We start from the raw sequence: 26,160 nt of genomic DNA, 5'->3' as shown, positions 1-26,160 counted from the left end.
AGGCGCCGTCGGCGTGACGGCGCCACTGGAAGGCTTACTTATCCCGGGTGGTGGCTGATGCCGTCGCTGACGACGTGGGCCCAGTCCTCGTCGACGGCTCCCAGGTCGGCCTGGACGATCAGATGGCACAACTGCCCGTAGGCCAGGAACTGCTGGACCGCGGCCGAGTCCGCCCGGGAGACGGTCGAGACGGCACGCACCACCCGCGCGACACCGCGATGCACGGCCGCCCGGATCTCGGGCACGTCGCAGGCACTCTGAGCGTGCACCTGCAACATGATCAGATCCCGGTCGCGGATCAGCTCGACGTACGCGGCGGTCATCGCGGCGAGCACCTCGTCCGGCTTGGCGAACGGGCCTGCCGCCTCTCCCCCGGCGACCAGCGTGTCCGCGACCTGCTCATAGCAGCGGTCGACCGTCGCGGCGAAGAGTCCGACCTTGCCGGCGAAGAGGCTGAACACGTACGCCGGCGACACCCCGGCTGCCTTGGCGACCTCCGCGACCGGTGTCGCGTGATAGCCGGCCCGGGCGAAGGCAGCCACCGCTTTGGCGACGATGTTCGCCCGCTGATCCTCGGCGTTGGACCGGGAAGCGGTTGGGCGACTGGTTCGGGGTGACATGTAACTGATTGAACAGTCACAAGTGCACCGCTGTCAACTGAGCTGCCTTGCGATCCTCAGTGATGCGGGTCACAGTCACAAAGCCGCCGATCGACGTGTCCCTGGGTCGTAGACACCGAGATGGAGGACGAGAGAGATGAAGATTCTGGTTGCGGGTGCGACGGGCGGGCTCGGGCAGTCACTGGTGCCGAAACTGGTGGCCGCCGGGCATGAGGTGACCGGGTTGATCCGGTCGGAGTCGAGTGCGGCCGCGGTCCGGGCGCACGGGGCGGGGGTGGTGATCGCGAACGGGCTCGACGCCGAGGCGGTCAAGGCCGCCGTCACTTCGACCGAGCCCGAGGTGGTGGTCCACCAGATGACCGCACTCAGGGGCGGCATCAACTTCAAGAAGTTCGACCAGAGCTTCGCGACGACGAACGAGCTGCGCACCAAGGGCACGGACTACCTGCTCGCCGCGGCCCAGGCGACCGGCGTACGGCGGGTGGTGTTCCAGGGGTACGCCGGCTGGAACCTCCAGCACGGTGGTTCCGCGACGAAGACCGAGGACACACCGCTCGAGGAGACCCCGGTCGCGGCGGCCCAGCAGACGATGGCCGCCCTGCGCTACCTGGAGTCGCGCGTCACCAGCGTGGAAGGCATCGAAGGCGTCGTACTGCGGTATGCCAGCTTCTACGGCCCGACCGGCGACATCGGCGCCGGCGGCTCGATGGTGGAGATGATCCGCCGGCGCAAGCTCCCGATGGTCGGCAACGGAGCCGGGGTCTGGTCGTTCATCCACTACGACGACGCGGCCGACGCCACCGTGAAGGCGATCGAAGGTACTGCGACCGGCATCTACCAGATCGCCGACGACGACCCTGCCGCCGCGTCGGTCTGGCTGCCCGAGTTCGCCCGGATCCTCGGCGCCAAGCCGCCCCGCCACCTGCCGGTCTGGCTGGCGCGGCTCGCGGTCGGCGACGTCGGAGTCGGGGCCTTCACCGAGATCCGCGGCGCCGACAACTCCCTCGCCAAGCACACCTTCGACTGGGAACCCGGCTACTCCAGCTGGCGCACGGGCTTCCGCGAAGGCCTGTAGCTAGGTGATGGCCCCCGCACCTGTGCCGCGTGACGGTGATGAACCTGCCTGTCGCGCTCCCCACGAAGGTCGACGGAGACGCCAGTCGTCGCGGCCTGACACGTCTGGCCGACCCGCAGTACGAGCGCGTCCGCATGCCGCGGCGCCCGAGAACCACAACACGTTGAACGCTTCCAGCGAATCCGCGAGCCCGGGATCCACCTCAGTCACATGGCCATTCCTCCAGGGATGTCGCCGAGCTGCTTGTCCACCACGTTGAGCAGTGGTTCACCCGCGAGCCAGCGGCGGACATTAGCGGCGTACTGCGCGCCCAGCGTCTCCCGCCAGCCGATGACGTCACCCGACATGTGCGCAGTGATCGTCACGTTCGTCGCCGTCCACAATGCGTGATCCGCAGGCAGCGGTTCGGTGTCGAAGACGTCGAGAGTGGCCGTGAGCTTGCCGTCCAGCAAAGCGGCCAGGAGCGCCGCCTCGTCCACAAGGGGGCCGCGGGCAATATTTACTAGATGAGCACCGGGCTTCATCGCCGCGAGCACGTCGGCGTTCACCAGGCCGCGGGTCGCGGTCGTCAGAGGTGCGGCGAGGATCAGGTGATCGCACCAGCCGACTTCACTGGCCAATGAAGAGCTGGCGATCACATCACCGAAGTCGGGATCGTCCTGGCGCGCGACCCTGCCGACGCCGCGGACCGAGAGCCCGGCGGCGCGGAGCAGCCGGGCCACCGCACGGCCGATCGCGCCCGTGCCGACCACCAGCGCGCGAGCATCGAGGATGCTCCTCGTCTCGCGGTGCCGCCAGACGTGGTCCTGCTGAAGCTCGAAGCTACGCCGGCTGTCCTTGGCCTGCGCGATCACGGCGCCGAGCACGTACTCCGCGATCGGCCGGTCGAAGACTCCCTGCGCATTGGTGACCACGACGGGCGAGTCGCGCAGTTCGTCGAACAACAGGGTGTCGACCCCGGCCCGCGGTGACGTGGATCCACTCGAGCGCGTCGGCTTCGGACCAGACATCGCGGATCGCCGTCGAGAAGAAGTCCCACAGCATCAGGCCTTGAGCACCCCGGACAGCGTCGGCGAGGCCGTCGGCAGCGCAGTACCGGAAGTCCACCGCGAGTCCGTAGAGGCCGGGCGGCCGGTCCGTCGCCCGCTCGCAGAGCACCGCCACGACAGGACGCTCCGAGGGCTGAGGCACGCTTCGAGGCTAGAAACTCGGCCGTAGGATCGTCAACAACCACGACCGCCGTCACACTGACCTCCCCGGACCGGACCGGATCCACGAGGGGAGTCACCCGGCTACGGCGCGCAGTCGATCTCCTCGCGAAGGGAACTCAGTGAGTCTTTCCGGCACCGAACAGGCCGTACTCGACCGGATCGACGAGGACCTGCTGGTCCGTACTACGCAGTCGTTGCTCCGGGCAACTGGTCAGAACCCGCCCGGCGACGAGGCCGCGACGGTGGCCGCTCTGAGCGCCGCCGCGATCGAGCTCGGCCTCGACATGACCGCCTCCCGGGTCGAGCCGGGCCGGGACAATTTGTCGGTCGCACTGGCCGGCGGCGACGGTCCTGGACTCCTGCTCCTCGGGCACACGGACGTCGTACCGATCGGTGCCGGCTGGACCAAGGATCCCTTCGGCGGCGAGCTCGTCGACGGCCGGATCTACGGGCGCGGCGCGTCGGACATGAAGGGCGGGGTGGCCGCGGCACTCGTTGCGATGGCTGCCCTGCGCGGCGTTGAGCTGAGCGGCCCGGTCGAGCTCGCCGCCCTCGTGGACGAGGAGGAGACCGGCAAGGGCATCCGCTCGTACGTCGAATCGGTCGATCGCGCGTTCCTGGGGTGCATCACCGCCGAGCCGACGGACCTGCAGACCATCATCGGCGCCCGCGGCGACTCGTACCTGCGGGTCGCGATCCACGGCCGGGCCAGCCACGCCGGCAATCCGGACGGTGGCGCCAACGCGATCTACGGCGCGGCCGCGGTGGTCGCCGAGATCGAACGCCTGCACAAGTCGTTGGCCGCCTCGCCGCATCCTCTGCTCGGGCCGGCGACCTGGAGCGTCGGGCAGATCGACGGTGGCACCGGTGGCTCGATCGTCCCGGCCGAGTGCGTGGTGGTCGCGGACCGCAGGTTGCTCCCTGGCGAGTCGCCTGACGTCGTACTCGCTGAGTTGCGGAGCCGCGTCGAGGGGCTCGGGCTTGGCGAGCGCGGGTTGACCTTCGAGCTCGAGATGCCGATGGAGATGCCTGCTTTCGAGACAGCTCCATCGGCCGAGCTGGTGAAGGTGACCGATGCGTCCCTTGGCGACGCGGGTGGCCCGGGCCTTCCGCTGGGCGGTTGGACCGCGGCCTGCGACGGCGGCTTCATCGCGCGCGACCTCGGCGTACCGGTGGTTGTCCTGGGCCCCGGTTCGGTGACCGACCAGGCCCACCGCCCCGACGAGTCCGTCGCCGTCGCCGAACTCCTGGTCGCCGCCCGCACCTACGCACTCACCGCGCTTCGACTGCTCGCCTGATCGTCAGTCTTTGGGTCGTGCGGCTGCGAGCAATTGGGCGACGTGCAGGGGGTTGCGGTCGGAGCCATGGCTGATTTGCGTACGGCAACTGAAGCCATCGGCGAGCACGACCGTCGACGGGTCCACCGCGGCGAGGTCGACATCGCGTTCCACGAACGCCTGGTCGCCCTGGCCGGCAGCCCGCGCCTGTCCCGCACGCACCAGACCTTCATCACCGAAACCCGGATGTGCATCCACGCCCGCGCCCTGGCCAACGCCATCCACTCCGGCGACCCCACCAAGCCCCTGTACTGCGGGGGAAAGGCCCCCACGCAGCTCCTTCGTCGCGGCTAGCCGTGACGAGGGCCGGCTTCTATGCCGGCCTTGGTGACGTCTGGTCGTCGGAGCGGCCGGGTCAGACTGTGTCAATGGAATCGCGGCGATTGATCGGGTATTGGCGCAACGAAATGCATCCGGAGTATCCGGATCCCAAGGACTTGGTAGACGAGTCGTGGAACGAGGACGAGAGGCACGTCGTCTGGGCCTACCTTTGCAGCGGGACCATGATCATGTCGTTTATGGGGCTCTCCCCTTGCCGACTGTGCGGCCAGCCGAACGGTGCGCTCGAATTCACCGATGGCGTCTATCAGTGGCCCGAGGGCTTGGCGCACTACGTCATCGACCACGATCTCCGGCTCCCGCAACAGGTCATTGAGCACGCAGTGGCGAAGATCGATCTACTGGAAGAAAGCAAGGCGAGCTTGGACTGGTGGCTTTCGGCTCCACCCACCCGTGGAGGCCGGTTAGTCTCCGACGGGTAGCCCCTCCCCCGGGGCACTAACATCTGGACCATGCCTCTGCTTGTTGAGCCGGTCTTGCGGCGTGGGACGTTACGGGAGCTCGAACAGCCCCGGATCGCGAGTGAGGACGGGCTCGTACTGCGGCCCTGGCGGGAGAGCGACGCGCCTATGGTGCAGTCCGCGTTTGGTTGTCCTGATATCCAGCGGTGGCATGTGCGGCGGCTCGACTCTCTCGATGAGGCGGTCGAGTGGACCGGGCAATGGGCGGCGCGATGGGATGAGGAAACGTCAGCGAGCTGGGCAGTCGTCGACGGCAACGATCAGCCACTCGGCCAGATCGGACTACGCGCGATTTCGCTGACCGAGGCATCCGCCGGTTTGTCGTACTGGATGACCCCAGCAGCCCGAGGCCAAGCCCTCGCCGCAAGATCCGTAAAGGCCTTGTCCGCTTGGGCTTTCGGGCAGATTGGGTTCCACCGGCTGAACATCAACCACTCTACAGCCAACACAGCCTCCTGCCGCGTCGCGGAACGCACCAACTACCACCTCGAAGGCACCCTCCGCCAAGCGATCAAACACGCCGACGGCTGGCACGACTGGCACCTCCACGGCCTCATCGCTACCGACCACAAGAGCTAGTGCCGCGACAAGAAACGTTGAGGTCGGAATCGGTGGTCAGCCCGGCTGGACCAATGCACCGCCCAGCCGCCTCAGCACCGACTCCTCACCCGCGGCCAGCCATCCGGATCGCGACTTTGTGCACCGGCTGAGCAGATTCCGGCCGCGGGATCACAGATCTGGTGCACATAGTCGCAGCCCCGCCCGAACCCGGGACGTGCTGCCGGGGGCTGGGACACACCGCCGCGACCTGGGACACCAAATAGCTTGTCCGAGCCCCCGACATCCTGTCCCAGGTCCCGCCACCCGCCCGGCCCAGCTACACCCATCACCGTCCCGCCACCCACCGCACCGGCGATCCGCGCGATCGCCAAGACGCGAGCAGAACCCAGCGGCGGCGAGTACCACCCCCAACGTTGCTTGACGAGGCACTAGCCTGAGGAGGGGGTGAGCGGCGCGACCGGGCCGAAGATCTCCTGGTCCGACATCAACGCGCGGTATGCCTGTCAGCATTTGTCGACGGATAGAAGTATCCGTTGCCAGAGGCAACCGCTCCTTCAGTCAGCACGGAAGCGCCACCTTGCACGCGTCCGCAACCAGCGACTCAACGCCGGTTCCCCCTCAGCCCCCGCCGACGTGTTCGCCTTCGCCCCCGCCGAGGTCCTGACCTTCGGCATCGGAACTCTCCGGCCCGGTATGCACTGCCTCGATATCTGCCGATTGTCGACATCTACCAAGCAGTCCCTACCAGGCAAGAGGCAGGACGGCGCTAGTGCTGGACGGGCGAGAAGAGTTCGAGCTGGATGTTGTCCTGGTCGCGGAAGACCAGGACCGAGGCGTACGGCTCGTCCGCGATCGGCGACTGGGTCAGCGGCTTGTCGGCGTGGTCAGCGCGCACCACACCGTGAGCCTCCAGATGGTCCTGCCACTGCTCGAGATCGGCGCGACTGCCGACGGTGAAGCCCGCATGGTCGAGCCCGGTCGTCGTCTCGGCGCAGAGCCCGCCGTCGTTGGTCTCGTGGCGGTGCAACGCGATCATCAGGCGATAGTCGGCGTTGGCGAGGATCCGGCCGACGCCGCCCTGGTGTGGGACATCCATGATCGGGTGGACGTCGAAGACCTCGCCGTACCACCGGACGCTGGCATCCAGATCGGTCACGGTCAGGGCGAGATGGTGGAGTGTTGCCTGGGTAACGCCGGACATGAGGTGCCCCCTTCAGGAACTGACTCCCCCGGTCGCGTAGCGATCGAGGAACATCTGGGTCACGTCGTCGACGAGCCGGCTCCACCGGTCGCCATCAGGGTCGTTGGAGACCTGCTGGTCGACCAGGCCGACCGTGACGGCGGTCCAGATGTCGAGGTGTCGCGGATCGTGCACGCCATTGCGTGCGAGGAGCCCGCGAGTGACCTCCAGGGCACTCACTGCGAGCTCATAGGACTCCGGCGAGGGCGTGAAGCCCGGCACGGAACGCTGGAACAGAAGCTGGTACCGAGGCGCGTCGGACACGCAGAACTCCACAAATGCCCGAGCTTCGGCGAGCAGGTCCTGCCGCGGATCGTCGGTGGTCGGCACCGCGGCTTTCAGCTCGACGAAACTCTGCGCGGCCTCCGCGAACATCGCGTCGAAGATCGCGTTCTTCGACTCGAAGTACGCATAGACGGTCGGCGTGGTGATGCCGGCCCTGCGAGCCAGTTCCCGCATCGACAGCGCGGCCGGTCCGTCCGCCCGCACCAGTTCCCAGGCCGCCACCAACACGGCCGCCCGGGCACTCGCCCGCCGCGCCTCGCGCCAGTTCCCTTCCCCCTTTAACATAGTCAGTATTATTTGCACGCCGTACAAATCTTGTCAATACCATCAGTCTGTCGAAATCACCGAAGGCGCCTCCAGTTGGTCCGGCGCTCGGGTAATCTCCGATTGGCAACGGGCTTGACCCTGACACGGTGTCAGACCGTACTGCTGGCGCCATGAATGAATTCCGTACCGCCCAGCAGGCAGCCGCCGCGATCAGCGCCGGCCAGGCCTCGTCCCGTGAACTCACCGAAGAACTGCTGGCCCGGATCGCCGCCGCCACGAGCATCAACGCGGTGGTCGAGACCCGCCCGGAGTACGCACTGAAGGCTGCGACAGCCGCTGACGAAGCGGTCGCATCAGGCGCCGACCTCGGGCCGCTGCACGGCGTACCAATGACCATCAAAGACGCGATCAACGTCGCCGGGCTGCACACGACCTGGGGTGATCCGGCCTTCGCGGACTACGTACCCGACACCTCCGCGACGCTCGCCGACCGACTGGCCGGGGCCGGAGCGATCATCGTCGGCAAGAGCAATGTGCACACGATGCTCGGCGACTTCGGCCAGACGAGCAACGCGATCTACGGCCGCACGAACAACCCGTACGACGTGAGCCGTACGCCGGGCGGCTCCAGCGGCGGCAGCGCGGCGGCGCTGGCATCGGGACTGACCTATCTCGAGTACGGCTCCGACCTGGTCGGCTCGATCCGCCTTCCCGCGGCGTACTGCGGCGTCTACGGCCTGAAACCGACAGCCGGCCTGGTACCGCTGGATGGTTTCCAGCCACCTGGGCCGACCCTGCCCGCCACCGAATTCCCTTCCATCTCGAACGTCGGCCCACTTGCTCGATCCGCCGCGGATCTCCGGACCGCGCTGCAGGTCACCGGCGGACCGGTCGGCAAGGCGATGTGCTGGCGATTGGAACCGCCGCGACACCGCAGACTCGCCGACTACCGGGTTGGGTACGTGCTCGACCACCCGGACGCACCGGTCACCGACGAGGTCGGCGAAGCGTTGTCGGATCACCTGGACGCGCTCGCAAATCAAGGCGTGAAGCTCGTCGAGGGTTGGCCGGACGGCGTCGATCCGAGTGCTCAAGCAGAGGACTTCGGGTTCCAGGTCGGACTGTTCTTCGCTCTGCACGGCGAGGGCACCGACTTCGCGAGCCTGGCCGAGATCCTCCAGCAGGAGCATCGGCGGATGGCGGCGCGAGCGACCTGGCAGGCGTACTTCGCGGACATCGACGTCTTCCTCTGCCCGACCAGCTTCACGACGGCCTTCCCGCATGACGACCGCCCGTTCGACGAACGCACGATCGACGGACGGCCGTACGACGCGCAGGTCTTCTGGATCTCGCACGCATCCCTGACCGGACTGCCTGCGGTGAGCATGCCGATCAGGTCCAGCGGCCTACCTGTCGGGGCTCAGGTGATCAGCGCGTTCCACGAAGACGACACGGCGATCACCTTCGCGGACCTCGTTGCTGATTCACTCCACCCATAGGAAGGTGACAGCATGTTCGCGATCGGGGACTTCGCCCGGCACGGCCGGGTGTCGGTACGGATGCTGCGCCACTACGACGCCATCGGGCTGCTCCGGCCCGCCCACGTCGACGAGGCCACGGGCTATCGCAGTTACGAGGCCGCCCAGCTCGCGGACCTGAACCGCGTGGTCGCGCTCAAGCATCTGGGGTTCACGCTCGAACAGGTCCGCACGATGCTCGCCGACGAGATCAGCCTGGTCGAAGTACGGGCGATGCTCGCGCTGCGCCGGGCAGAGCTCGAGACCGAGGTCGCCGAGGGCACCGCAAGACTCACCCAGGTCGAATCGCGCTTGCACAGCATCGAGCTGGGCGACGAAGTACCGGCTGCGGTCGTGAAGGACCTGCCAGCCACTCGGTACGTCGCGCTGGCGGGGATCGCCGACGATTTCAGGCCCGAGCAGATCGGCCCGGTGATCCAGCCCCTCTGCGCCGAACTCGGCCAACGGTTGCCCGAGGCAACAGGCGTCATACCGTCCGGCCGGCTGACCTGCTTCTACGAGACGTCGGGCGACCAGGTGGCGCTGCACGCCGCAGTACCGGCTGTTGTCTCCTACGACGGGGAGCTGAACGGGCTCACCGTGCTGGACACACCGGCCGTCCGGGCTGCGACGCTGGTGCATCGTGGCCGCATCGATGACGTTTTACCGGCATGGCAGGCGTTGGCCCGCTGGGTCGACGACAACGGTCATCGCTCCAATGGGCCGGCCCGTGAGCTCTACCTCGACTGCCCTGATGACTCCGCAGGTTGGGTCACCGAATTGCAGGAACCACTCATGCCTTAGCGGGCCGCACCACGGGCAGCGTCGCGCTGCACAGCAAGCACTCAGGACCTACTGGTCCGCGGGAACCATGGCGGCCAGCCCGCCGACGATGACCTCGAGCCCGAACTCGAAGCGCTCGTCACCCCCGGACCCCGCCACCAGCGCACCGGCCAGGGCGACCGTCAGCGGGAACCGGTCCACCGGAAGACCCTCGAAGTAGGTCCGGAGGCCGGCGATGAAGCCCTCGACATCCTCCAGCGTCCATCCCGACGCGCCCTGGACACTCTCCTCGAACGCGACCGCGGTCACGTAGAGCGAGAGCATGTCGATCGCCCAGGCCGCCGCCTGATCCGGCACCCGGCCCGCCTTGAGGATCGCGAGCATGGCTTCGGTACTGGCCATCGCGCGCTCCCCCAACGGCACCTGACCGATGGCCGCCCGGGCCACCCCGGGGTAGGCGCGCATCACTTTCAGCATCGAACGCATGCCGTCCTTGAGTTGCTCCTGCCACTTGGCCGGGTCGGCGGCCGGCACCACGATCCCCTCCGCGGCCCGGTCGACCATCAACTGGTCGAGTTCCCTCTTGTTCGCCACGTGCGCGTAGAGCGAGGCCGGGCCGGTGTCCAGCGCCTGGGCGACCTTCCGCATCGAGACCGCCTCGTAGCCCTGGTCGAGCAGGACCCGCATCGCGGCGTCGACGATGCGCTCGCGGTTGAGCGGCGTACGGACGGGACGGGCGGGCTTCTCGGGGCTGATCGGCTGCCACGGCGACTGGTTCATACCGCCCACTGTAGCGAACACCGTACTTGACAGGAACACCGTACGAGCGTAGAACAGTGTTCGTTAACGAACACCGTTCGACTCGTAGGAGCCACCGATGAGCATCGTCACCACCGACCGCCCCCAAGACCCCGCACCCGACCGATCCACCCCAGCCACCGGTACGGCGTACAGGTGGCGCTGGGTCGTGCTCGGCACCGTGCTGCTCGCCGAGATCATGGACCTGGTCGACGCGACCATCGTCAACATCGCCGCCCCCTCGATCCGGGCCGAGCTCGGTGGCTCCGAATCCGCGCTGCAGTGGATGCTGGCCGGCTACACGCTGGCGTTCGCGATCGGCCTGATCACCTTCGGGCGCCTCGGCGACCTGGTCGGCCGGCGCCGGCTGTTCCTGATCGGCGCGGTCGGTTTCACCATCGCCTCGGCGCTGTGCGGATTCGCCACCTCCCCCGAGATGCTGATCGGCAGCCGGGTGGCCCAGGGCCTGCTCGGCGCGGTGATGATCCCGCAAGGCTTCGCGATCCTGAAAGCGGTCTTCCCAGCCGAGGAGACCGGAAAGGCGTTCGGCATGTTCGGGCCGGTGATGGGCCTGTCCGCGGTCGCCGGTCCGGTCGTCGCCGGGCTGCTGATCCGCGCGAACCTGTTCGACACCGGCTGGCGGATGATCTTCTTCATCAACGTGCCGCTCGGCATCCTGGCCGTGATCGGCGCCCTCAGGTTCATGCCCGAACTGAAGACGCCCGGCGCCTCCCGGCTCGACGCGGCCGGCGTGTTCCTGGTCAGCCTGGCCAGCGGTCTGCTGATCTACCCGCTGGTGCAGGGTCGCGAACTGGACTGGCCGGCCTGGTCGATCGCGATGATGATCTCGTCCGTGCCCGTCTTCGCGCTGTTCGGCCGGCGTGAGCGCCGGTCCGGCAACCCGGTCATCGACCCGTCGCTGTTCCGTAGCCGCGGGTACGTCGCGGGGCTCGGCGTGATCACCACGTTCTTCCTGGCGATGTCCGGCTTCATGCTGGTCTTCAACCTGTTCACCCAGCTCGGTCTGCACTACAGCCCGCTGCGGGCCGGCTTCGCGATGGTGCCGTTCTCACTGGGGATCGCGATCGGCGCTCCGCTGTCGGCCGGCCTGCTCGCGCCGCGGTTCGGCCGGAAGGCACTGCAGCTCGGCATCGTGGTGATGACGCTCGCGACGGCCGGTGTCTGGTTCACCCTGCGCCACTACGGCGATCTGACGACGGTCTGGAACCTGGTGCCGGCCACGCTGGCGATGGGCATCGGGGCAGGCATGGTCTTCGCGCCGCTGTTCGACATCATCCTGGCTTCGATCGACGACAAGGCCGCGGGCTCGGCTTCCGGCGTACTGACCGCGATGCAGCAGTTCGGCGGTGCGATCGGCGTCGCCGTGATCGGTACGGTCTTCTTCCAGCTGATCCCGGCGCACCAGTTCCTCGGCGCCACCAAGACCAGCACGCTGGTCGCCGTCGGCCTCTTCGTGGTCAGCCTGCTGGTCACCTTCGCCCTCCCGAAGCGGGCCCGCGAAGACGCTCCGACGCACTGACAGTCGGTCCGGAACCCTGGTTCACCAGCCACAAGCAAGCATTTGAAAGTTGTTCCGGACAGGCAGAAGCCCCGCTCACCCGATGGTGAGCGGGGCTTCCTTTACAGGCTCAGTTGAACGAGTCGCCGCAGGCGCAGGAGCCGGTCGCGTTCGGGTTGTCGATCGTGAAGCCCTGCTTCTCGATCGTGTCCACGAAGTCGATCGAGGCGCCCTTGAGGTACGGAGCGCTCATCCGGTCCGTCACCACGCTGACGCCGCCGAAGTCGGTCACCACGTCCCCGTCGAGCTGACGCTCGTCGAAGAACAGCTGGTACCGCAGGCCGGAGCAACCGCCCGGCTGCACGGCGACCCGCAGGGCGAGATCGTCGCGACCTTCCTGGTCCAGCAGCGCCTTCACCTTGGCCGCCGCACCGTCGCTCAGCAGGATGCCGCTGGCCGTGGTCACATCAGCAGCCTGCTCGGTCTGCGCTTCAGTCATTCCTGACTCCAGTCATCTCTTGAGCGCCCGGCTGCTTTGGGCAGCGCGCCGCGCGCGGAAGTTCCGCCGTCTTCCGGGCCAACAACCGCCGTCCCGGAACCATTCCCATGGTCGCACACCAGTTCGCAGGATCAACTACCCGTCGCCTGCGTGGACTCAGCGGGCCCAGGTCTTGGCGACCCGCTCCGCCACGGCGGCCAGTGACCCGTGCGGATCGGCGAACGCGCGCTCCTCGCCGACCGCGTCGACCAGCGAGTACGCCGACTCGACGCCCATCGTGCGCATCTCCCGCGCGCCGATCTGCACCTTGCCTGCCAGTACTACGCACGGCCGCATCGCCTCGTTGGCCACCTTCGCCACTCCTGCGATCACTTTGCCGTCCCTGGACTGGAAGTCGAACGCTCCCTCTCCCGAGATCACCAGGTCCACGCGGCTCGCCTTCTCCCGCAGCCCGGTCAGCTCCGCGACCAGGTCGATCCCGGACACCCGCTCGGCACCGAGCAGTAACAGTGCGTAGCCAAGACCGCCCGCGGCCCCAGCGCCTTTCGCGTCGGCGGTCTTGCGGTCGGCCAGCTCGGCGAACTTGGTCAGCCAGCCGTCCACCGCCGGCTTCCGCTCGTCGGCGATGCCCTTCTGGGTGCCGAAGATGTTGGTCGCGCCGCGCAGCCCGAGCATCGGGTTCTCCACGTCGCTCGCCGCCACGAACTCGATCCCGGCGGTCCGGGTCCGCGCCGGCTCCAGATCCACGCCGCTCAACTCGGCCAGCCCGGCCGCGCCCTTGGCGAGATCTCCGCCGGGCCGCCGTGGCCCCGAGCGCCGCGAGCAGGCCCGCTCCCGCGTCGTTCGTCCCCGAGCCGCCGAGGCCGAGGATGATCCGCTTCGCTCCGGCGTCGATGGCCGCCGCGATCAGCTGGCCTACGCCGTACGTCGTACCGTCTTCCGGTCGCCGCTCCTTCGGCTCGACCAGGTGCAACCCGCACGCCTGCGCGGTCTCGACGTACGCCGTCTCGCCCGCGACCAGGACGGTCGCCGGGACCTCGTCGCCGAGCGGTCCGTGCACGGTGACGGACAGGAGTGTGCCGTCGACCACGGCGGAGAGCACGTCTATGAAGCCGGGGCCGCCGTCGGCCATCGGTGCGGTGAGCACCTCGGCTTCCGGGTCCCGCCGGCGCCATCCTTCCTCGATCGCGGCCGCGGCCTCGACAGCAGTCAACGTCCCAGCGAACTTGTCCGGAGCAATCAGCACACGCATGGCACCCATCCTCCCCCACTCCCCCGGCGCCTCGCCGCGCGCCAACCACCTCGCGGACAGATACGGTGCGCTGGTGGACTGGCCGACTACCGCAGCCGAGGCGCTCGCCGTACAGGAAGAACTCCGCGGTCAGGTGGATCGCCTCGGCCCCGAGAGGCATTATCGGGCGCGTGACCGACTCAGCACCTAGGCAAACGACGCACGAGTACGGCGAGCGGATCGGGGCGACTGCGGTCCTTCGGGTCGGAGCGACCGCCGCCGTACTGGACGGTGATCGGCTGTTGCTGACGAGACGTAGCGACAACGGGGAATGGTGCCTACCGGGTGGCGGGATGGATGCGGGCGAGCGGCCCGCCGAGACCGCTGAGCGAGAGGTGCTTGAGGAGACGGGCCTTGTCGTACGGGCGACAGAGTTGCTTGGCGTGTACTCGAATCCGGACGTGGTCGTGGCGTATCCGGATGGCAATCGGGCTCAGATCGTCGGGATTCTGTTTCGCGGCGAACAGGTCGAAGGCACGGCGGGCCTGTCGGGCGAGGTCACCGAGGTCGGCTGGTTCACCGCTGCGGAGGCCGCTGAGCTCACCCTGATCGCGAACCACGTGCCGCTGCTTCCGACCGCCTTTGGAACAGATCGGCCGTACTTCAACGAGCCGCGGTAAGTCCAAGGTGGCGTGCCACTGCGTTGGCAGCCCGGCGGCCTGAGACCAGGGCGCCCTGGATCGAGGCTGTGTCGCGGTGGTCGCCGGCCACGAACAGGCCGTTGCCTAGGTCTACAGGTTGGCGTGCGGCCAGTGGGGCCGGCTGCTCAGGCAGTGCTGCCGGTATGTCGTGCCTCACGACCAGATCCCAGGCGCCTGCTGACTGGCCATATAGACGGCTCAGCTGGATCCGTACTTCGCTCTCGACCGCATCCGTTGGCCAGAGCGTCGTGGCTTGCACCAGATGCCGTCCGGGCGGCGCGTACGTCGGTGCCGCGTTCGAGATGACCGTCGTGTTCACGATCGGGCCGTCCTGGTTGCCGGCGACGACCAGCAGCTTGTCGGATCGCGGTGCCTCGTCTGTGGCGAACCAATAGGTACTGAGGCCCTTCATCCGCGGTCTCCTCAACGGCACGAGTTCCGCCGCCGGATCGGTGGCGACCACCACGGCTCTGGCTTCCAGCTTGAGGTCCGACGTCTGGACCGATGGTCCGGCACCGACCGAGATCGCGGGCACTCCCAGTCGTACCGGTTCGTGCAGGCGGGCTGCGAGTTGCTCCGGCAACGCGGTCATCCCGGCGGCCGGGAGGCTCGGCGTACCGAGGAGGAAGGCACGGAGCAGGAGGCGGACGAAAGCGGCGGAGGTCGAGCCGTCATTGGAAGCCAGTACGCCGGCGAGGAAGGGTTCGAGGATCTCCGTACGGAGGCGGCCGTTGACGCCGGCCGCATCGAGCGAGTCAGCCAGGGATTCGTCGGGTCGGTCGAGCAGACGGCGTACCGAACCTAGTCCGGGACGGGCCCAGGCCGCGAGTCTGGCGAGCTCGGCCGGACGGACGTAGCCGCTCAGCAGCGAGCGGCCGATCAGCTCCGGGTTGCGTCTGGGGTCGGCGACCACCGCGGTACGGCCGTGTCCGGCGACCGCGACTCCGGCGGCAAAAGGCTGGAGGTCGAGTGCGGCGACGTCGACGTACCGCTGGACGGCCGGATAACCCGGGTTGAGGAGCTGGAATCCGCGATCGCAGCGGAATCCGTCGACCAGGTCCGTTCGCACCCGTCCGCCGACCGCGTCCGAGGCCTCCAGGACCGTCACCGACAGCCCCTTCGCCTCCAGCGCGACGGCGCAGTTGAGCCCTGCCAGTCCGGCTCCGACGACCACCACGTCAGTCATCTGTCGATGCTTGCACGAAGGGTCGGGTTCGGTCCTGCGGAAGCGAGTGGGAGAAGCGGCGGTAATTTCGCATTCTGGGCAGTGACGTGCACCACGCGGTCCGGGGCCTCAGGCGTGGCACGATGGTTGACGTGACGACCATCGCAACTGGTTCGAAGTCCCTTCCCTTGCTGTTCCTGGGCCGCGACACAGACCCCCACTCGGAGCGCGGAGTCGAGTGCCCGGGTGCGCTTCCGCCCGCTTCCGACCCCAATCTGGTCGAGCGTGCGCTGAAGGCCAAGGCCGCGCTCGGTGACCAGGTGTTCGTGCTCGGTCACCACTACCAGCGCGACGAGGTGATCCAGTTCGCCGATGTCACGGGTGACTCGTTCAAGCTGGCCCGCGACGCGGCGGCCCGGCCCGACGCGCCGTACATCGTGTTCTGCGGTGTGCACTTCATGGCCGAGTCCGCGGACATCCTCACCAACGCGAACCAGACGGTCATCCTGCCCGACCTCGCCGCCGGCTGCTCGATGGCCGACATGGCCCGGATCCAGCAGGTCGAGGCGGCCTGGGACGCGCTCGCCGACGCCGGCATCGCCGATGTGACCGTGCCCGTCACCTATATGAACTCGAGCGCCGACATCAAGGCGTTCTGCGGCCGCAACGGCGGAGCGGTCTGTACTTCGAGCAACGCCGACGTCGCGCTCGACTGGGCCTTCCAGCAGGGCGAGAAGGTGCTCTTCCTTCCCGACCAGCACCTCGGCCGCAACACCGCCGTACTGAAGATGGGCATCAGCCTGGACGAGTGTGTGGTCTACGACCCGCACAAGCCGGGCGGTGGGCTGACTCGCGAGCAGCTGGCCGCGGCGAAGATGATCCTGTGGCGCGGGCACTGCTCGGTGCACGGCCGGTTCACGGCGGCGTCGGTCGACGACGTCCGCGCGCGGGTGCCCGAGGTCAAGGTGATCGTGCACCCCGAGTGCCAGCACGAGGTCGTCACCAAGGCCGATCTGGTCGGCTCGACGGAGTACATCATCAAGACCCTCGACGAAGCCGAGCCCGGTACGACGTGGGCCGTCGGCACCGAGCTGAACCTGGTGCAGCGGATGGCGAAACTGCACACCGACAAGAACATCCTCTTCCTGGACAAGACGGTCTGCTACTGCGCGACGATGAACCGGATCGATCTCCCGCACTTCGTCTGGGTCCTGGAGAACCTGGTCGCCGGCACGGTGGTGAATCCGATCAAGGTCGACCCCGACACCGAGAAGTACGCCAAGATCGCCCTGGACCGCATGCTCGCCCTCCCCGGCCGCTCAGCCCGCGACTGACCTCTGACTTCTGGCGGGCTTCGGCTGGCTCCGCGCCGGCCGGAGCTAACTTCGACCGGCGCGGCCGGCTCCGGGCGGCTCGGCTAGCTTCTGGCGGCTCGGCTGGCTCCGGGCTAGCTTCTGGCTGGTTGGGTGGAGTACCAGTCCGCCAGGATGGCTGGGAGGCGGTCCGGTGCCCAGCGGGTGACCGGCTCGATCCGGCTCGTGATGTTGCCTAGGGCATCGGCTAGAGCGCCGACGACGTCGCCTCGCCAGGGGACGACAGCGCCTTCGCCCGGGCCGACCAGCGCGGCCGGTGCGCCGCGATCCAGGCAGACCACCGGGCATCCACGCGCTAGAGCCTCCGCGATCGTCCACGCCGCAGGCGCCCGCAACCACGGCGCCAGCAACGCATCGGCTCGCAGCAACGACGACAACACCTGCGCCCGCGGTACATCGCCCCTGAACTCAATCCGATCCCGTACGCCGAGATTCTCGGCCAGGCGCTCAGCTCGTCGCCAGTCCGGCCCGTCCCCCATCACTCGCAGCTCCCACCTCGACGCGGTCGGACGGGCGAGCGCATTGATCGCGAGCAACAGCCCCTTGTCCGGAACCAGCCGGCCGGCGAACACCGCAGTACTGGTGCCCACGGCCCCGAATCCGTCGCCTGGTCCGCCGCCACCCGTCACTGGCCGGATCGCCGCGACCGGCTCGACAACCACCCGGCGATCGATCCTGGACGCCACATCGTTGTCTTGGGCAACCACCAGATCGGCTTGCCTGGCAGCCCGCCGGCCGAAGATCCGCCGGGTCACGCCCGCACCGAACCGACGACCGAGCTCAGCGGTCAGACCACCCGCCCCCAGCCAATGCGTCAGGCTCAACGGAATCGGGGTCGGCAAACTGACCGGCCCCCAGATCATCCGGACCGGGCCCTTCGTCGCAGTACTGGAAGGAACGCCCCGCGCGCCGACCGTCAGGTGATGAATCACCGCGAAGTCATGCTCGTCATGCAAACGCTGGACTCTGCGAGCCGCGTGCCGGAACCAGAGTGAGTCCGACCACCAATAGTCACGCCGCCACGGCAGATCCAGCGGTACCACGGTCAGCCCGGCCACCGGCCGAGCCGTCAATTCCTTACGGATCAGCTCCGCCGAATCGCCTCGGGTGACCAACCAGACCTCGTGATCGCGCGCGGGCCGCCTTGCACCAGGCCCACGTCGCTCCCGCCTCGCGGCGATCGCCCGGGCTGCACCTGATGGCGCTGATCAGGATCTTCATCCGATCGCCGGCCCGGTGAACCCGGCGAGAGAACCGATCGTCGTCACACTGGAACCCCTCATACCTGACCCCCCAGGTCGTCCCCCGCCGGCCGAAACTTGAACGGACGTCGAACTTCGAGGGTAGGACAGGTCGACACTCCTTGCCTAGGACGACAACCGTTCCGTCGGCGGGTCGTCACTAGGTGTGCCAGGACAACTACACACCGATCACAACCTCCGCCCTCACCTGGCATCGTTGCCGCTTCAGCAGGCGAACGCCGCACAAAGCGGTCGAACGCCGTATCCCGAACGGGGCGACGCCGTACCCAGAACGGGGCGACGCCGTACCCAGAACGGGGCGACGCCGTACCCAGAACGGGGCGACGCCGTACCCAGAACGGGGCGACGCCGTACCCAGAACGGGGCGACGCCGTACCCAGAACGGGGCGACGCCGTACCCGGAAAGGCGAACGCCGCACCGCAGAGGAGCGGCACGGCGTTCGTAGGAGCGGGTCGTTGGCCGTCAGGGGATGGCGACCGCCGTCCCGCCCGCGTCCTGGTTGTCGCCGGTCGGGCTGGTCCACGTCGCCCACTTGTGCGAGTTGCTGCCGGCCCACGAGTAGCGGACCGCGGTCAACCCGCCGTCAGCCGCCGGGATCTTGTAGTCGTTGCTGACGAACCTGTTGTTGTCCGTGGTGTAGGTCTGCGGATGCCCCGCCTTGTCGTTCGTCACCACGCCGGTCAGACCGAGCCCGTAGCCGTTGGCGCAGCGGGTGCTCGTCACCGTGTTGTCGTGCACGTTCAGCCCGGTGAGGTAGATCGGAGTCACGTTGTCTTCCAGGGTGCGGTCCTTGCGGTGCTGTCCGCCGATCGCGTTGAAGTTCCCCGACACCGTGTTCCCGGTGATCTCAACGGTGTTGGCGGTGTTCACGTCGATGCCCGCACCGTCGAACAGTCCGCCCACGCCGGCACCGCGGCGGCCGAGCAGGTCGCAACCGTTGCCTGTGATGGTGCTGCCGTGGATATAGCCGTTCGAGCTGATCTCGAACCGGATCCCGTCCGCGGAGTTGTTGGTGATCGCCGAGTCGCGCATCTCCAGCCCACTGGTCGTAGCACTGCTGCCCGCGTAGCTGTCCGCCCACAGGCCCACCCCGAGGTTGTCGTGGGTGGTGACCGTGTCGAGCACACCGGTCGAATGCGTGCTCACCTTGATCCCGCCGGACTCCCAGTCGTACACCTGGTAGTTCGCCTGCGGGTTGTTGTGATGCACCTCGACATCCGTGACGCTGAAGTTCGTCGCCCGGTAGACCGCACCGCCGAGCTGGCCGTTGTACGAGACGCCCGAGGCAGACAGCGATGCGCCGTCACCCTGCTCGAACTTGAACCCGGCCGCGTGGTTGTAGGCGATCGAGACGCTGAACACGTTCCACCGCGTCCCGAGCTGCACCGCGCCGGACTGGCTCTGGTTGGCGAAGTACCGAACGCCCAGACCGCGAACGGTCACGTCGGTCGTAGTACCGGAAGCGATCGCGCTCGACGCCCTGCTGATCTGCATGGTCGTGGTCGTCGGGTTGTCGCGAACGTAAACACGGTTCGCCGCGTAGTCGGCATAGAACTTGCCGGGCGCGAGATCGGCGATGCTGCCGACCCGGACGAGCTGGGTGCTGCTGCCACGGAAGATGTCTTCCTTGCGCCAGCACTGGTTCAGGACGTTGTCCTCGCACTGGATCCCGGTCGTGTTCGATCCATAGTCCGGCGGCAGCACGCCGTTGACGTACCAGTTGGAGCCGGAAGCGACCCAGCCGGTCATCACCTGGGCGCCGGAAAGCATCGTCCCGGTGGTCGGGGACGGCCCAACTCCCCACAACGTGTCGCCGGTCTTGAGACTGATCGGGCTCGACAGCTTGTAGACGCCGGCCGCGAGGCAGTACGTCGTACCGGCCGGGTTCGCGTTGATGGTCGTCTGGATGTTTCCAGTGAGCGGGATCGAGACGCCGACGCAGTCGACTGCTTGTGCGGTCGTCGCGGTGACGGCGGCTGCGACCGGCAAGGCGAGCGCGGTCGAGATCGCGAACGCCAGCAGACGCCGCTGCTTTCGGACCTGCATGAATAGTCCCCTGCTTGACTCCACGGCCGGAAGTCCGGCCCTGACACCGCGGTCAGCGACCTGACCGTTTGGCATGGTGGCCGGGTCCCCGGACCGGCCTCGTAGACCCGAGGCTAGGTCGGGTACTGGCCGGACGCACAGGGCTTGTCGTTGCAGGAAGGTGCAAATCCGTCAGCGGCTCTGCAGGCTCGTCACTCCCTCGACCAGCAACGACCGGAAGACCTTGTCCGCGGCAAGTTCTCCGTCGAACACCGTCTCGACAGCCAGCATCGCGTCGACCAGACCGGCTGGTCCCGGATCAGCTTGCGCAACCGCATCCCGTAGTCGAGGAGCCTGCGGATCGTCGAGCGCGAGCTCACGCCCGTTGGCATCCTTGCCGGTGGCGACATAGACCATCCAGCCCGCGACCGCGAGCGAAGCGAACCGCGGCTCGGCTCCGGCCTCCAGGCGATCGCGCACGGTCCCGAGCAGCCGGACCGGGAGTTTGACCGAACCGTCCATCGCGACCTGCGCGGTCCGATGCTTCAACGCGGGATTCGCGAATCGCTCCAGCACACTCGTCCCGTACGCCGTGAGGTCGAGCCCCTCGGGCGGGGACAAGGTGGGCACCACGTCGTGCGTCATCAACTCGCCCGCAAGCTCGGCGAGCTCCGCATCGCGGACCGCCTCGGCGATCGTCTCGTACCCGCGCAGGCCGCCCAGGTAGGCGAGCATCGAGTGGGTCGCGTTCAGCATCCGTAGCTTTGCCTGCTCCCAGGGCGCGACGTCATCGGTGAGCACCGCCCCCGCCTGCTCCCAAGCTGGCCGCGCACCGGCGAAGTCGTCCTCGATCACCCATTGAAGGAACGGCTCCGCGACAGCAAGCGCCTCATCCCGCACGCCAAGCAGTCGTGCGGCATCGTCCCGGTCGGCGTCAGTGGTTGCCGGAACGATCCGATCCACCATGCTCGCCGGAAACCGAGTCAGCTCCAACTGCTCCGCAAGCAACTCACTCGCCCTACTCCCCCGACCACCGATGTCCTCTCCTACTCGCCCGGCCGACCCCGCCCCGTCGGCAGACCCCGTTCCGGCGGCAGACCTCGTTCCGGCGGCAGACCCCGTCCCGGCGGACGAGCCGCCCCCGGCGGCAGGGCCTGCTGCGAGGGCGGCTGTGTAGTCCTGCATCAGGCGGCGCAGGAAGGGGCCGTTGGCAACCAGGTTGTCGCAGGACAGGATCGTCAACGGGCCGGCGCCACTCTCCGCGCGTCGAACCAGCCCCGCGGCCAGCTGCCCGACAACAGTCCTCGGCGGTCTGCCCGCAAGATCGGCCTGGATCTCGGGGTCCGTCAGATCGAGCCCGCCTCCCGTGACAGCTCGGTACCCCTTCTCGGTAACGGTCAACGTCACCACCGCAACCGCGGGATCGGCGATCCGCGCCACCACGGCGGCCGGGTCTTCGGGTGCCGTCAGGACTTCACGAATGCTCCCGATCACCTGGATGGAGGGGGCGTCGAGCCCACGTGTGAGCACGGAGTACAGGCCGTCCTGCGGTGCGAGCTGCTCACGCACCGCGGCGGACCGCTGGCTGACGCCACTGATCCCCCACCGGGTCTCGCCGCTGATCGTCGCGGCTCGTTCGGTGAACACCGCCTGATGCGCGCGATGGAACGCCCCGAGCCCGAGGTGCACGATCCCGATGGTCAACTCCCGTGGATCCACCCCCGGCGCAGACCCCACCGGCACACTCCGCAAACTCAACCGCTCACTCACCCGCATACCTCCACCGCTGGGGCCGCGTGGGCCTGTGATTCTTCAAGGTGTTGCCACGTGCGCTGGGGCCGCGTGGGCCCGTGACTCTTCAAGGTGTTGCCACGTGCGCTGGGGCCGCGTGGGCCCGTGACTCTTCAAGGTGTTGCCACGTGCGCTGGGGCCGCGTGGGCCCGTGACTCTTCGAGTGTTGCCACGTGCGCTGGGGCCGCGTGGGCCCGTGACTCTTCGAGTGTTGCCACGTGGCCGGTGCCGCCGAGGCCGCTGACGGACAGCGAGGCTGCTGCGACGCCGAGGCGGACTGCCTCGATCAAGGAGTCGCCGAGCGCGAGGCGCGCGGTGACTGTGCCGGCGAAGGAATCGCCTGCGCCTGTCTGGTCCACCACCGCAGGCGCCGGGATCGCGGGGATCTCGACGAGGTTCCCAGCATCGTCCAGCAGGACTCCTTCGACTCCGCGAGTCAGCGCGACCGCCTGCACCCCGAGCTCCCTGAGCGCGGTACAGACAGCGACTGGATCTTGGGAGTCGCTCACCAACTGCGCTTCCCGAGGCCAGGCCGGCGTGACCAGCCTCGTCGAGGGCGCGAGGGCACGCAGGTGATCGGCTGCTCCGTTGGCGTCCACCAGCCGAGGGCGCCAGTTCGGGTCGTACACGAAACATCTCGCGGTTGCCGCCGCCACCCGGATCGCCTTGGCTGAGAGCGGCGAGATGGCGCAGGCGATCCCGCTCGCGAGCACCGCCCCAGCCTTCGCCACCAACTCCAGCGGAACGTCGCCTGGGCCGAGCCCCGATCCGGCACTCCCCCGGCGGACATAGGTGAACTCGCGGGCCCCGGACGGATCCGCGTGTTGCAAATACAGACCGTGCTGGCCCTTCACCCGCATCACCTGCGTCGTGTCGATGCCCAGAGCAATCACTCGCTCGAGCAGCCGGTCGCCGAGTTCGTCATCAGGCACCCGGGCAAGCAGCGCCGTGTGGGCTCCCGCCGCCGCGGACGCGGCCGCCGCGTTGAGCGCGTCACCGGAGAAGTTCAACGTGAGTGCGACACCTGCGTCGAGTGGCTCTCTGGAACTCAGCTCGACCAGGATCTCCCCGATCACCACCACGTCCGGCGCTGCCGCCGCGCTCACCATGAGTGCACCGTTCCATCCTCCAAGCGGTTCACCGGCAGGTAGGCCGGGCGGTAGGGATACTCGGCAGCGGCTTCTTCGTCGAGGTCCACGCCGAGCCCTGGCTCGTCACTCGGCTGCAGGTAGCCGTTGTCGAAGGTGTATCCGTGCGGGAAGACGGCGTCAGTCTCGGCCGAGTGCGGCATGTACTCCTGCAGGCCGAAGTTCGGGATCGAGATGTCAAGTTGCAGAGCAGCCGAGAGACAGACCGGCGACAGATCGGTCGCGCCGTGCGAGCCGCTGCGAACGTGGTGCAGCGCGGCCAGGTCGAAGATCCGGCGCAGATGCGTGATCCCACCGGCGTGCACCACCGTCGTACGGATGAAGTCGATCAACTGCTCCTGGATCAGTTGCTGGCAGTCCCAGATGCTGTTGAACACCTCGCCGACCGCGATCGGCGTCGTGGTGTGCTGCCGGATCAACCGGAACCCTTCCTGCAACTCCGCGCGGACCGGATCCTCGATCCAGTACGGCGTGTACGGCTCGAGCGATTTGCCCAGCCGGCCGGCCTCGATCGGAGTCAATCGGTGATGGACGTCATGCAGTAGCCTCAGAGTCGGCCCGAACTCCTCACGCACCCGCGCGAACACCGACGGGACGTGCGCCAGGTACTTCTCGGTGGACCAGGTGTTCTCCTCCGGCAACGCCAACTCGGCATTGGCGGGCTCGTAGGTCGTACCGGCATGACCCACGCCGTACGTCGAGGGCAGGCCAGGCACACCGGTCTGGATCCGAACGGCCTTGTAGCCGAGAGCAACGAAACGGTCGACTTCCTTCAGCAGCCCCTCGGTCGTCTCGGCGCTCGCGTGCCCGTAGACGGTGACGCCGTCGCGACTGCGCCCACCGAGCAACTGGTAGACAGGGAGGCCGGCGACCTTGCCCTTGATGTCCCACAGAGCCGTGTCCACTGCAGCGATCGCCGACATCGTGACCGGTCCGCGCCGCCAGTACGCACCTTGGTACAGGTACTGCCAGGTGTCCTCGATCCGGGCCGGGTCGCGCCCGATCAAGAGCGGCACGACGTGCTCGGTCAGGTAGGCGGCGACGGCGAGCTCGCGACCGTTCAGGGTCGCGTCGCCGATCCCGTACACGCCTTCGTCGGTCTCGATCTTGAGGGTGACGAAGTTGCGCCCCGGACTGGTGACGACGACCTTCGCGGAGGTGATCCTCATTCAGGTTCCTCCTTGACCCGTGCGACCAGCTGGGTCGGGTTGACGAACCGGAGTGCTACGACTAGCAGCACCAGCATCATCGACGTGTAGATCACGGCCATCGCGTCGACCGACTGCTGCGCCCGGATTCCCGCGGCGGACATCGAGTAGTACAGCGCCACGACAAGTGTCTGGGAGTCGGGTCCAGCTGTCAGGAAGGTGAGTTCGAACATGCCGACCGTGCGAACCAGGACGAGGATCGCGGAGGCGAGCAGACCCGGAACCAGTAGCGGCGCCAGGATCTTGAGGAACACCGCTCTGGTACCGGCACCGAGCATTCGGGCGGCACTCTCGATCCGCGGATCCACCTGCTCGATGAATGGTGTCATCGTCAGGATCACGAACGGCACCGACGGGACCAGGTTCGCCAGGACGACGCCGGACAGGTGCCCGGCGAAGCCGAACTTGTAGAGCACCGTGGCCAGCGGGATCCCGTAGGTGATCGGCGGCATCAGGATCGGCAGCAGGAAGGTGAGGTACACCAGCCGCTTGCCGGGGAAGTTCTGTCTGGCCAGCACGTAGGCGGCGGGCGCACCGACCAGCACCGACAGGACCACCACGAGCGCCGACGCGATCAGCGTCACCGTGATCACGTGCAGCAGACCGAACTCGTGCCAGGCCTCGCCGTACCACTGGGTGGTGAATCCCGTCGGCAGCCAGGTGTCGAACCAGCGCCGGCCGAACGAGCTGACCAGCACCGACCCGACCACACCGGCCAGATTGACGAAGAAGAACAAAACCACGGCCCAGATCACCCAGGCAGTCGGGGTCGCCCGCAGAACCCGGCGTACTCCTGTAGCTGCAGGTGGGCCGCCGGCCGGCCTGCCCGTGCGCACTGCGGCGCTCGACGTATTGGCGCTCATCCTTTGCCTCCGGTGGATCCGGTGTAGAGCCGCGACCGCCAGACCAGCACTACCGCGACGACGACGAGCTCGACCGCTCCCATGATCATGGCGATCGCCGAGGCGTAGGCGTAGTCGTACTGCTCGTAGGCGGCCTGGTAGGCGGCGAGCGAGATCACCCGGGTGGAACCGGCCGGGTTGCCGACCAGAACGGCCGACGGGAAGACCGAGAAGGCCAGCACGAACGTCAGCAGGAAGGTGGTCGCCAGTCCTGGGGCGAGGAGCGGCAGCGTGATCCGGCGGAACCGCTGTGAACGGGAGGCACCGAGGGTGGCAGCCGCTCGCTCGAGAGTCGGGTCGATGCCGCTCAGGTAGGACAGCACCAGCAGGAACGCGAACGGAAAGCCGGTGATGATGAGCGAGAAGAACACGCCCCAGTAGTTGTTCGTCAACCGGATCGGATCATCGGCCAGGCCGATGCCCATCAGAACCCGGTTGAACCAGCCGGTCGGGCCGAGGAAGTTGAGCAGGCCCTGGGCGGTGAGGACCGTGCCGAGGGTGATCGGGATGACCAGCACCGTCGTCATCAGCCGCTTGCCGCGGAACCTGCCCCGCATCCGGAACGCGATCGGGACAGCCGCCAGCACGTTCAGCAGTGCCGCCGGCAACGCGATCCTGAGAGTGGTGACGATCGTGTCGCGCTGGTAGGCGTCGCTGAAGAACTTCTGGTAGTTGGCGAACACGCCACCACCGTTCATCGGCTGGAACGACAGGCTGAGCCCGTAGACGAACGGGTAAATGAACAGCACCAGCACAAACACCGTTGCTGGTAGCAACAACCACAGTCGTCGATCCACGCCACGCTCGGCCAGCCGATGCCGCCAATCCAACCCCGCCGCGC

Annotated in this window: 24 protein-coding genes and 1 pseudogene; 10 read left to right on the top strand and 15 right to left on the bottom strand. The window is 67.8% G+C overall.

Going from position 1 to position 26,160, the window contains the following annotated elements; translation table 11 throughout:
- Positions 1-38: 38 nt before the first annotated feature.
- Positions 39-620 (bottom strand): TetR/AcrR family transcriptional regulator, encoded by a 582-nt coding sequence (locus F1D05_RS34425; RefSeq protein ID WP_185444466.1) that lies wholly within the window; start codon positions 618-620, stop codon positions 39-41.
- 136 nt (positions 621-756) lie between these two features.
- On the opposite strand from F1D05_RS34425, the gene F1D05_RS34420 reads away from it, so the two are divergent.
- Positions 757-1,695, top strand: a complete 939-nt coding sequence (locus tag F1D05_RS34420; protein WP_185444465.1) for an NAD-dependent epimerase/dehydratase family protein — start codon at positions 757-759, stop codon at positions 1,693-1,695.
- Positions 1,696-1,901: 206 nt separating this feature from the next.
- Here the strand turns inward: F1D05_RS34420 and F1D05_RS34415 are convergent, their stop codons facing one another.
- A complete protein-coding gene (locus tag F1D05_RS34415; protein WP_246486200.1) occupies positions 1,902-2,705 on the bottom strand; it encodes a D-2-hydroxyacid dehydrogenase in 804 nt (267 codons plus the stop codon).
- A 320-nt stretch (positions 2,706-3,025) separates the two neighbouring features.
- Here F1D05_RS34415 and F1D05_RS34410 point away from each other — a divergent pair, with 320 nt between their 5' ends.
- The 4 genes from F1D05_RS34410 (at position 3,026) to F1D05_RS34395 (ending at position 5,622) form a co-directional block, all read left to right on the top strand.
- Positions 3,026-4,204, top strand: coding sequence for a M20 family metallopeptidase (locus tag F1D05_RS34410; protein ID WP_185444464.1), 1,179 nt, complete (start codon positions 3,026-3,028; stop codon positions 4,202-4,204).
- Between the two features lie 66 nt (positions 4,205-4,270).
- The gene (locus F1D05_RS34405; protein ID WP_219732979.1) at positions 4,271-4,537 is read left to right on the top strand and encodes an FCD domain-containing protein; all 267 of its coding nucleotides are present in this window, start codon (positions 4,271-4,273) and stop codon (positions 4,535-4,537) included.
- 74 nt (positions 4,538-4,611) lie between these two features.
- The gene (locus F1D05_RS34400) at positions 4,612-5,004 is read left to right on the top strand and encodes a hypothetical protein (RefSeq protein ID WP_185444463.1); all 393 of its coding nucleotides are present in this window, start codon (positions 4,612-4,614) and stop codon (positions 5,002-5,004) included.
- 30 nt (positions 5,005-5,034) lie between these two features.
- Positions 5,035-5,622: a GNAT family N-acetyltransferase gene (locus F1D05_RS34395; RefSeq protein WP_185444462.1), complete on the top strand. Its 588-nt coding sequence runs from the start codon at positions 5,035-5,037 to the stop codon at positions 5,620-5,622.
- 748 nt (positions 5,623-6,370) lie between these two features.
- On the opposite strand, the gene F1D05_RS34390 is transcribed toward F1D05_RS34395, so the two are convergent.
- On the bottom strand, positions 6,371-6,805 hold the full coding sequence (locus F1D05_RS34390; RefSeq protein WP_185444461.1) for a VOC family protein: 435 nt from the start codon (positions 6,803-6,805) through the stop codon (positions 6,371-6,373).
- A gap of 12 nt (positions 6,806-6,817) precedes the next feature.
- Positions 6,818-7,414, bottom strand: coding sequence for a TetR/AcrR family transcriptional regulator (locus F1D05_RS34385; protein ID WP_185444460.1), 597 nt, complete (start codon positions 7,412-7,414; stop codon positions 6,818-6,820).
- A gap of 152 nt (positions 7,415-7,566) precedes the next feature.
- On the opposite strand from F1D05_RS34385, the gene F1D05_RS34380 reads away from it, so the two are divergent.
- Positions 7,567-8,895 (top strand): amidase family protein, encoded by a 1,329-nt coding sequence (locus tag F1D05_RS34380; RefSeq protein WP_185444459.1) that lies wholly within the window; start codon positions 7,567-7,569, stop codon positions 8,893-8,895.
- Positions 8,896-8,907: 12 nt separating this feature from the next.
- Positions 8,908-9,717 (top strand): MerR family transcriptional regulator, encoded by an 810-nt coding sequence (locus F1D05_RS34375; RefSeq protein ID WP_185444458.1) that lies wholly within the window; start codon positions 8,908-8,910, stop codon positions 9,715-9,717.
- 48 nt (positions 9,718-9,765) lie between these two features.
- Here the strand turns inward: F1D05_RS34375 and F1D05_RS34370 are convergent, their stop codons facing one another.
- The gene (locus F1D05_RS34370; protein ID WP_185444457.1) at positions 9,766-10,476 is read right to left on the bottom strand and encodes a TetR/AcrR family transcriptional regulator; all 711 of its coding nucleotides are present in this window, start codon (positions 10,474-10,476) and stop codon (positions 9,766-9,768) included.
- A 97-nt stretch (positions 10,477-10,573) separates the two neighbouring features.
- On the opposite strand from F1D05_RS34370, the gene F1D05_RS34365 reads away from it, so the two are divergent.
- Positions 10,574-12,034 carry an MFS transporter gene (locus F1D05_RS34365; RefSeq protein WP_185444456.1) on the top strand — a complete coding sequence of 487 codons (1,461 nt, stop codon included), beginning with the start codon at positions 10,574-10,576 and terminating at the stop codon, positions 12,032-12,034.
- A gap of 109 nt (positions 12,035-12,143) precedes the next feature.
- On the opposite strand, the gene F1D05_RS34360 is transcribed toward F1D05_RS34365, so the two are convergent.
- Positions 12,144-12,512 (bottom strand): HesB/IscA family protein, encoded by a 369-nt coding sequence (locus tag F1D05_RS34360; protein WP_185444455.1) that lies wholly within the window; start codon positions 12,510-12,512, stop codon positions 12,144-12,146.
- A 156-nt stretch (positions 12,513-12,668) separates the two neighbouring features.
- Positions 12,669-13,764, bottom strand: a pseudogene (locus F1D05_RS34355) (glycerate kinase family protein).
- 170 nt (positions 13,765-13,934) lie between these two features.
- On the opposite strand from F1D05_RS34355, the gene F1D05_RS34350 reads away from it, so the two are divergent.
- The gene (locus tag F1D05_RS34350; protein ID WP_246486199.1) at positions 13,935-14,423 is read left to right on the top strand and encodes an NUDIX domain-containing protein; all 489 of its coding nucleotides are present in this window, start codon (positions 13,935-13,937) and stop codon (positions 14,421-14,423) included.
- Here the strand turns inward: F1D05_RS34350 and F1D05_RS34345 are convergent.
- Positions 14,407-15,630, bottom strand: coding sequence for an NAD(P)/FAD-dependent oxidoreductase (locus F1D05_RS34345; RefSeq protein ID WP_185444454.1), 1,224 nt, complete (start codon positions 15,628-15,630; stop codon positions 14,407-14,409). The genes F1D05_RS34350 and F1D05_RS34345 overlap by 17 nt on opposite strands.
- A 131-nt stretch (positions 15,631-15,761) precedes the next feature.
- Here F1D05_RS34345 and nadA point away from each other — a divergent pair, with 131 nt between their 5' ends.
- Positions 15,762-16,943 (top strand): quinolinate synthase NadA, encoded by a 1,182-nt coding sequence (gene nadA, locus F1D05_RS34340; RefSeq protein ID WP_219732978.1) that lies wholly within the window; start codon positions 15,762-15,764, stop codon positions 16,941-16,943.
- Positions 16,944-17,056: 113 nt separating this feature from the next.
- Here the strand turns inward: nadA and F1D05_RS34335 are convergent, their stop codons facing one another.
- From F1D05_RS34335 to F1D05_RS34300, 7 genes are all read right to left on the bottom strand, one after another.
- Positions 17,057-18,097, bottom strand: a complete 1,041-nt coding sequence (locus F1D05_RS34335; protein WP_246486198.1) for a glycosyltransferase — start codon at positions 18,095-18,097, stop codon at positions 17,057-17,059.
- A 610-nt stretch (positions 18,098-18,707) separates the two neighbouring features.
- The gene (locus F1D05_RS34330; protein WP_185444452.1) at positions 18,708-20,291 is read right to left on the bottom strand and encodes a right-handed parallel beta-helix repeat-containing protein; all 1,584 of its coding nucleotides are present in this window, start codon (positions 20,289-20,291) and stop codon (positions 18,708-18,710) included.
- A gap of 171 nt (positions 20,292-20,462) precedes the next feature.
- A complete protein-coding gene (locus F1D05_RS41485; protein ID WP_246486197.1) occupies positions 20,463-22,040 on the bottom strand; it encodes a mannitol dehydrogenase family protein in 1,578 nt (525 codons plus the stop codon).
- 134 nt (positions 22,041-22,174) lie between these two features.
- Positions 22,175-23,170, bottom strand: a complete 996-nt coding sequence (locus tag F1D05_RS34315) for a sugar kinase (RefSeq protein WP_185444451.1) — start codon at positions 23,168-23,170, stop codon at positions 22,175-22,177.
- Positions 23,164-24,378, bottom strand: a complete 1,215-nt coding sequence (gene manD, locus F1D05_RS34310; RefSeq protein WP_185444450.1) for a D-mannonate dehydratase ManD — start codon at positions 24,376-24,378, stop codon at positions 23,164-23,166. Before manD ends, F1D05_RS34315 begins: the two co-directional genes overlap by 7 nt.
- On the bottom strand, positions 24,375-25,280 hold the full coding sequence (locus F1D05_RS34305; RefSeq protein ID WP_185444449.1) for an ABC transporter permease: 906 nt from the start codon (positions 25,278-25,280) through the stop codon (positions 24,375-24,377). The genes manD and F1D05_RS34305 overlap by 4 nt, the downstream gene beginning before the upstream one ends.
- Positions 25,277-26,116, bottom strand: coding sequence for an ABC transporter permease (locus tag F1D05_RS34300; protein ID WP_206685956.1), 840 nt, complete (start codon positions 26,114-26,116; stop codon positions 25,277-25,279). The genes F1D05_RS34305 and F1D05_RS34300 overlap by 4 nt, the downstream gene beginning before the upstream one ends.
- Positions 26,117-26,160: the final 44 nt, after the last annotated feature.

It is taken from the genome of Kribbella qitaiheensis, from assembly GCF_014217565.1.
GTDB lineage: Bacteria > Actinomycetota > Actinomycetes > Propionibacteriales > Kribbellaceae > Kribbella > Kribbella qitaiheensis_A.
This window is presented reverse-complemented; position numbering and strand designations above follow the sequence as displayed.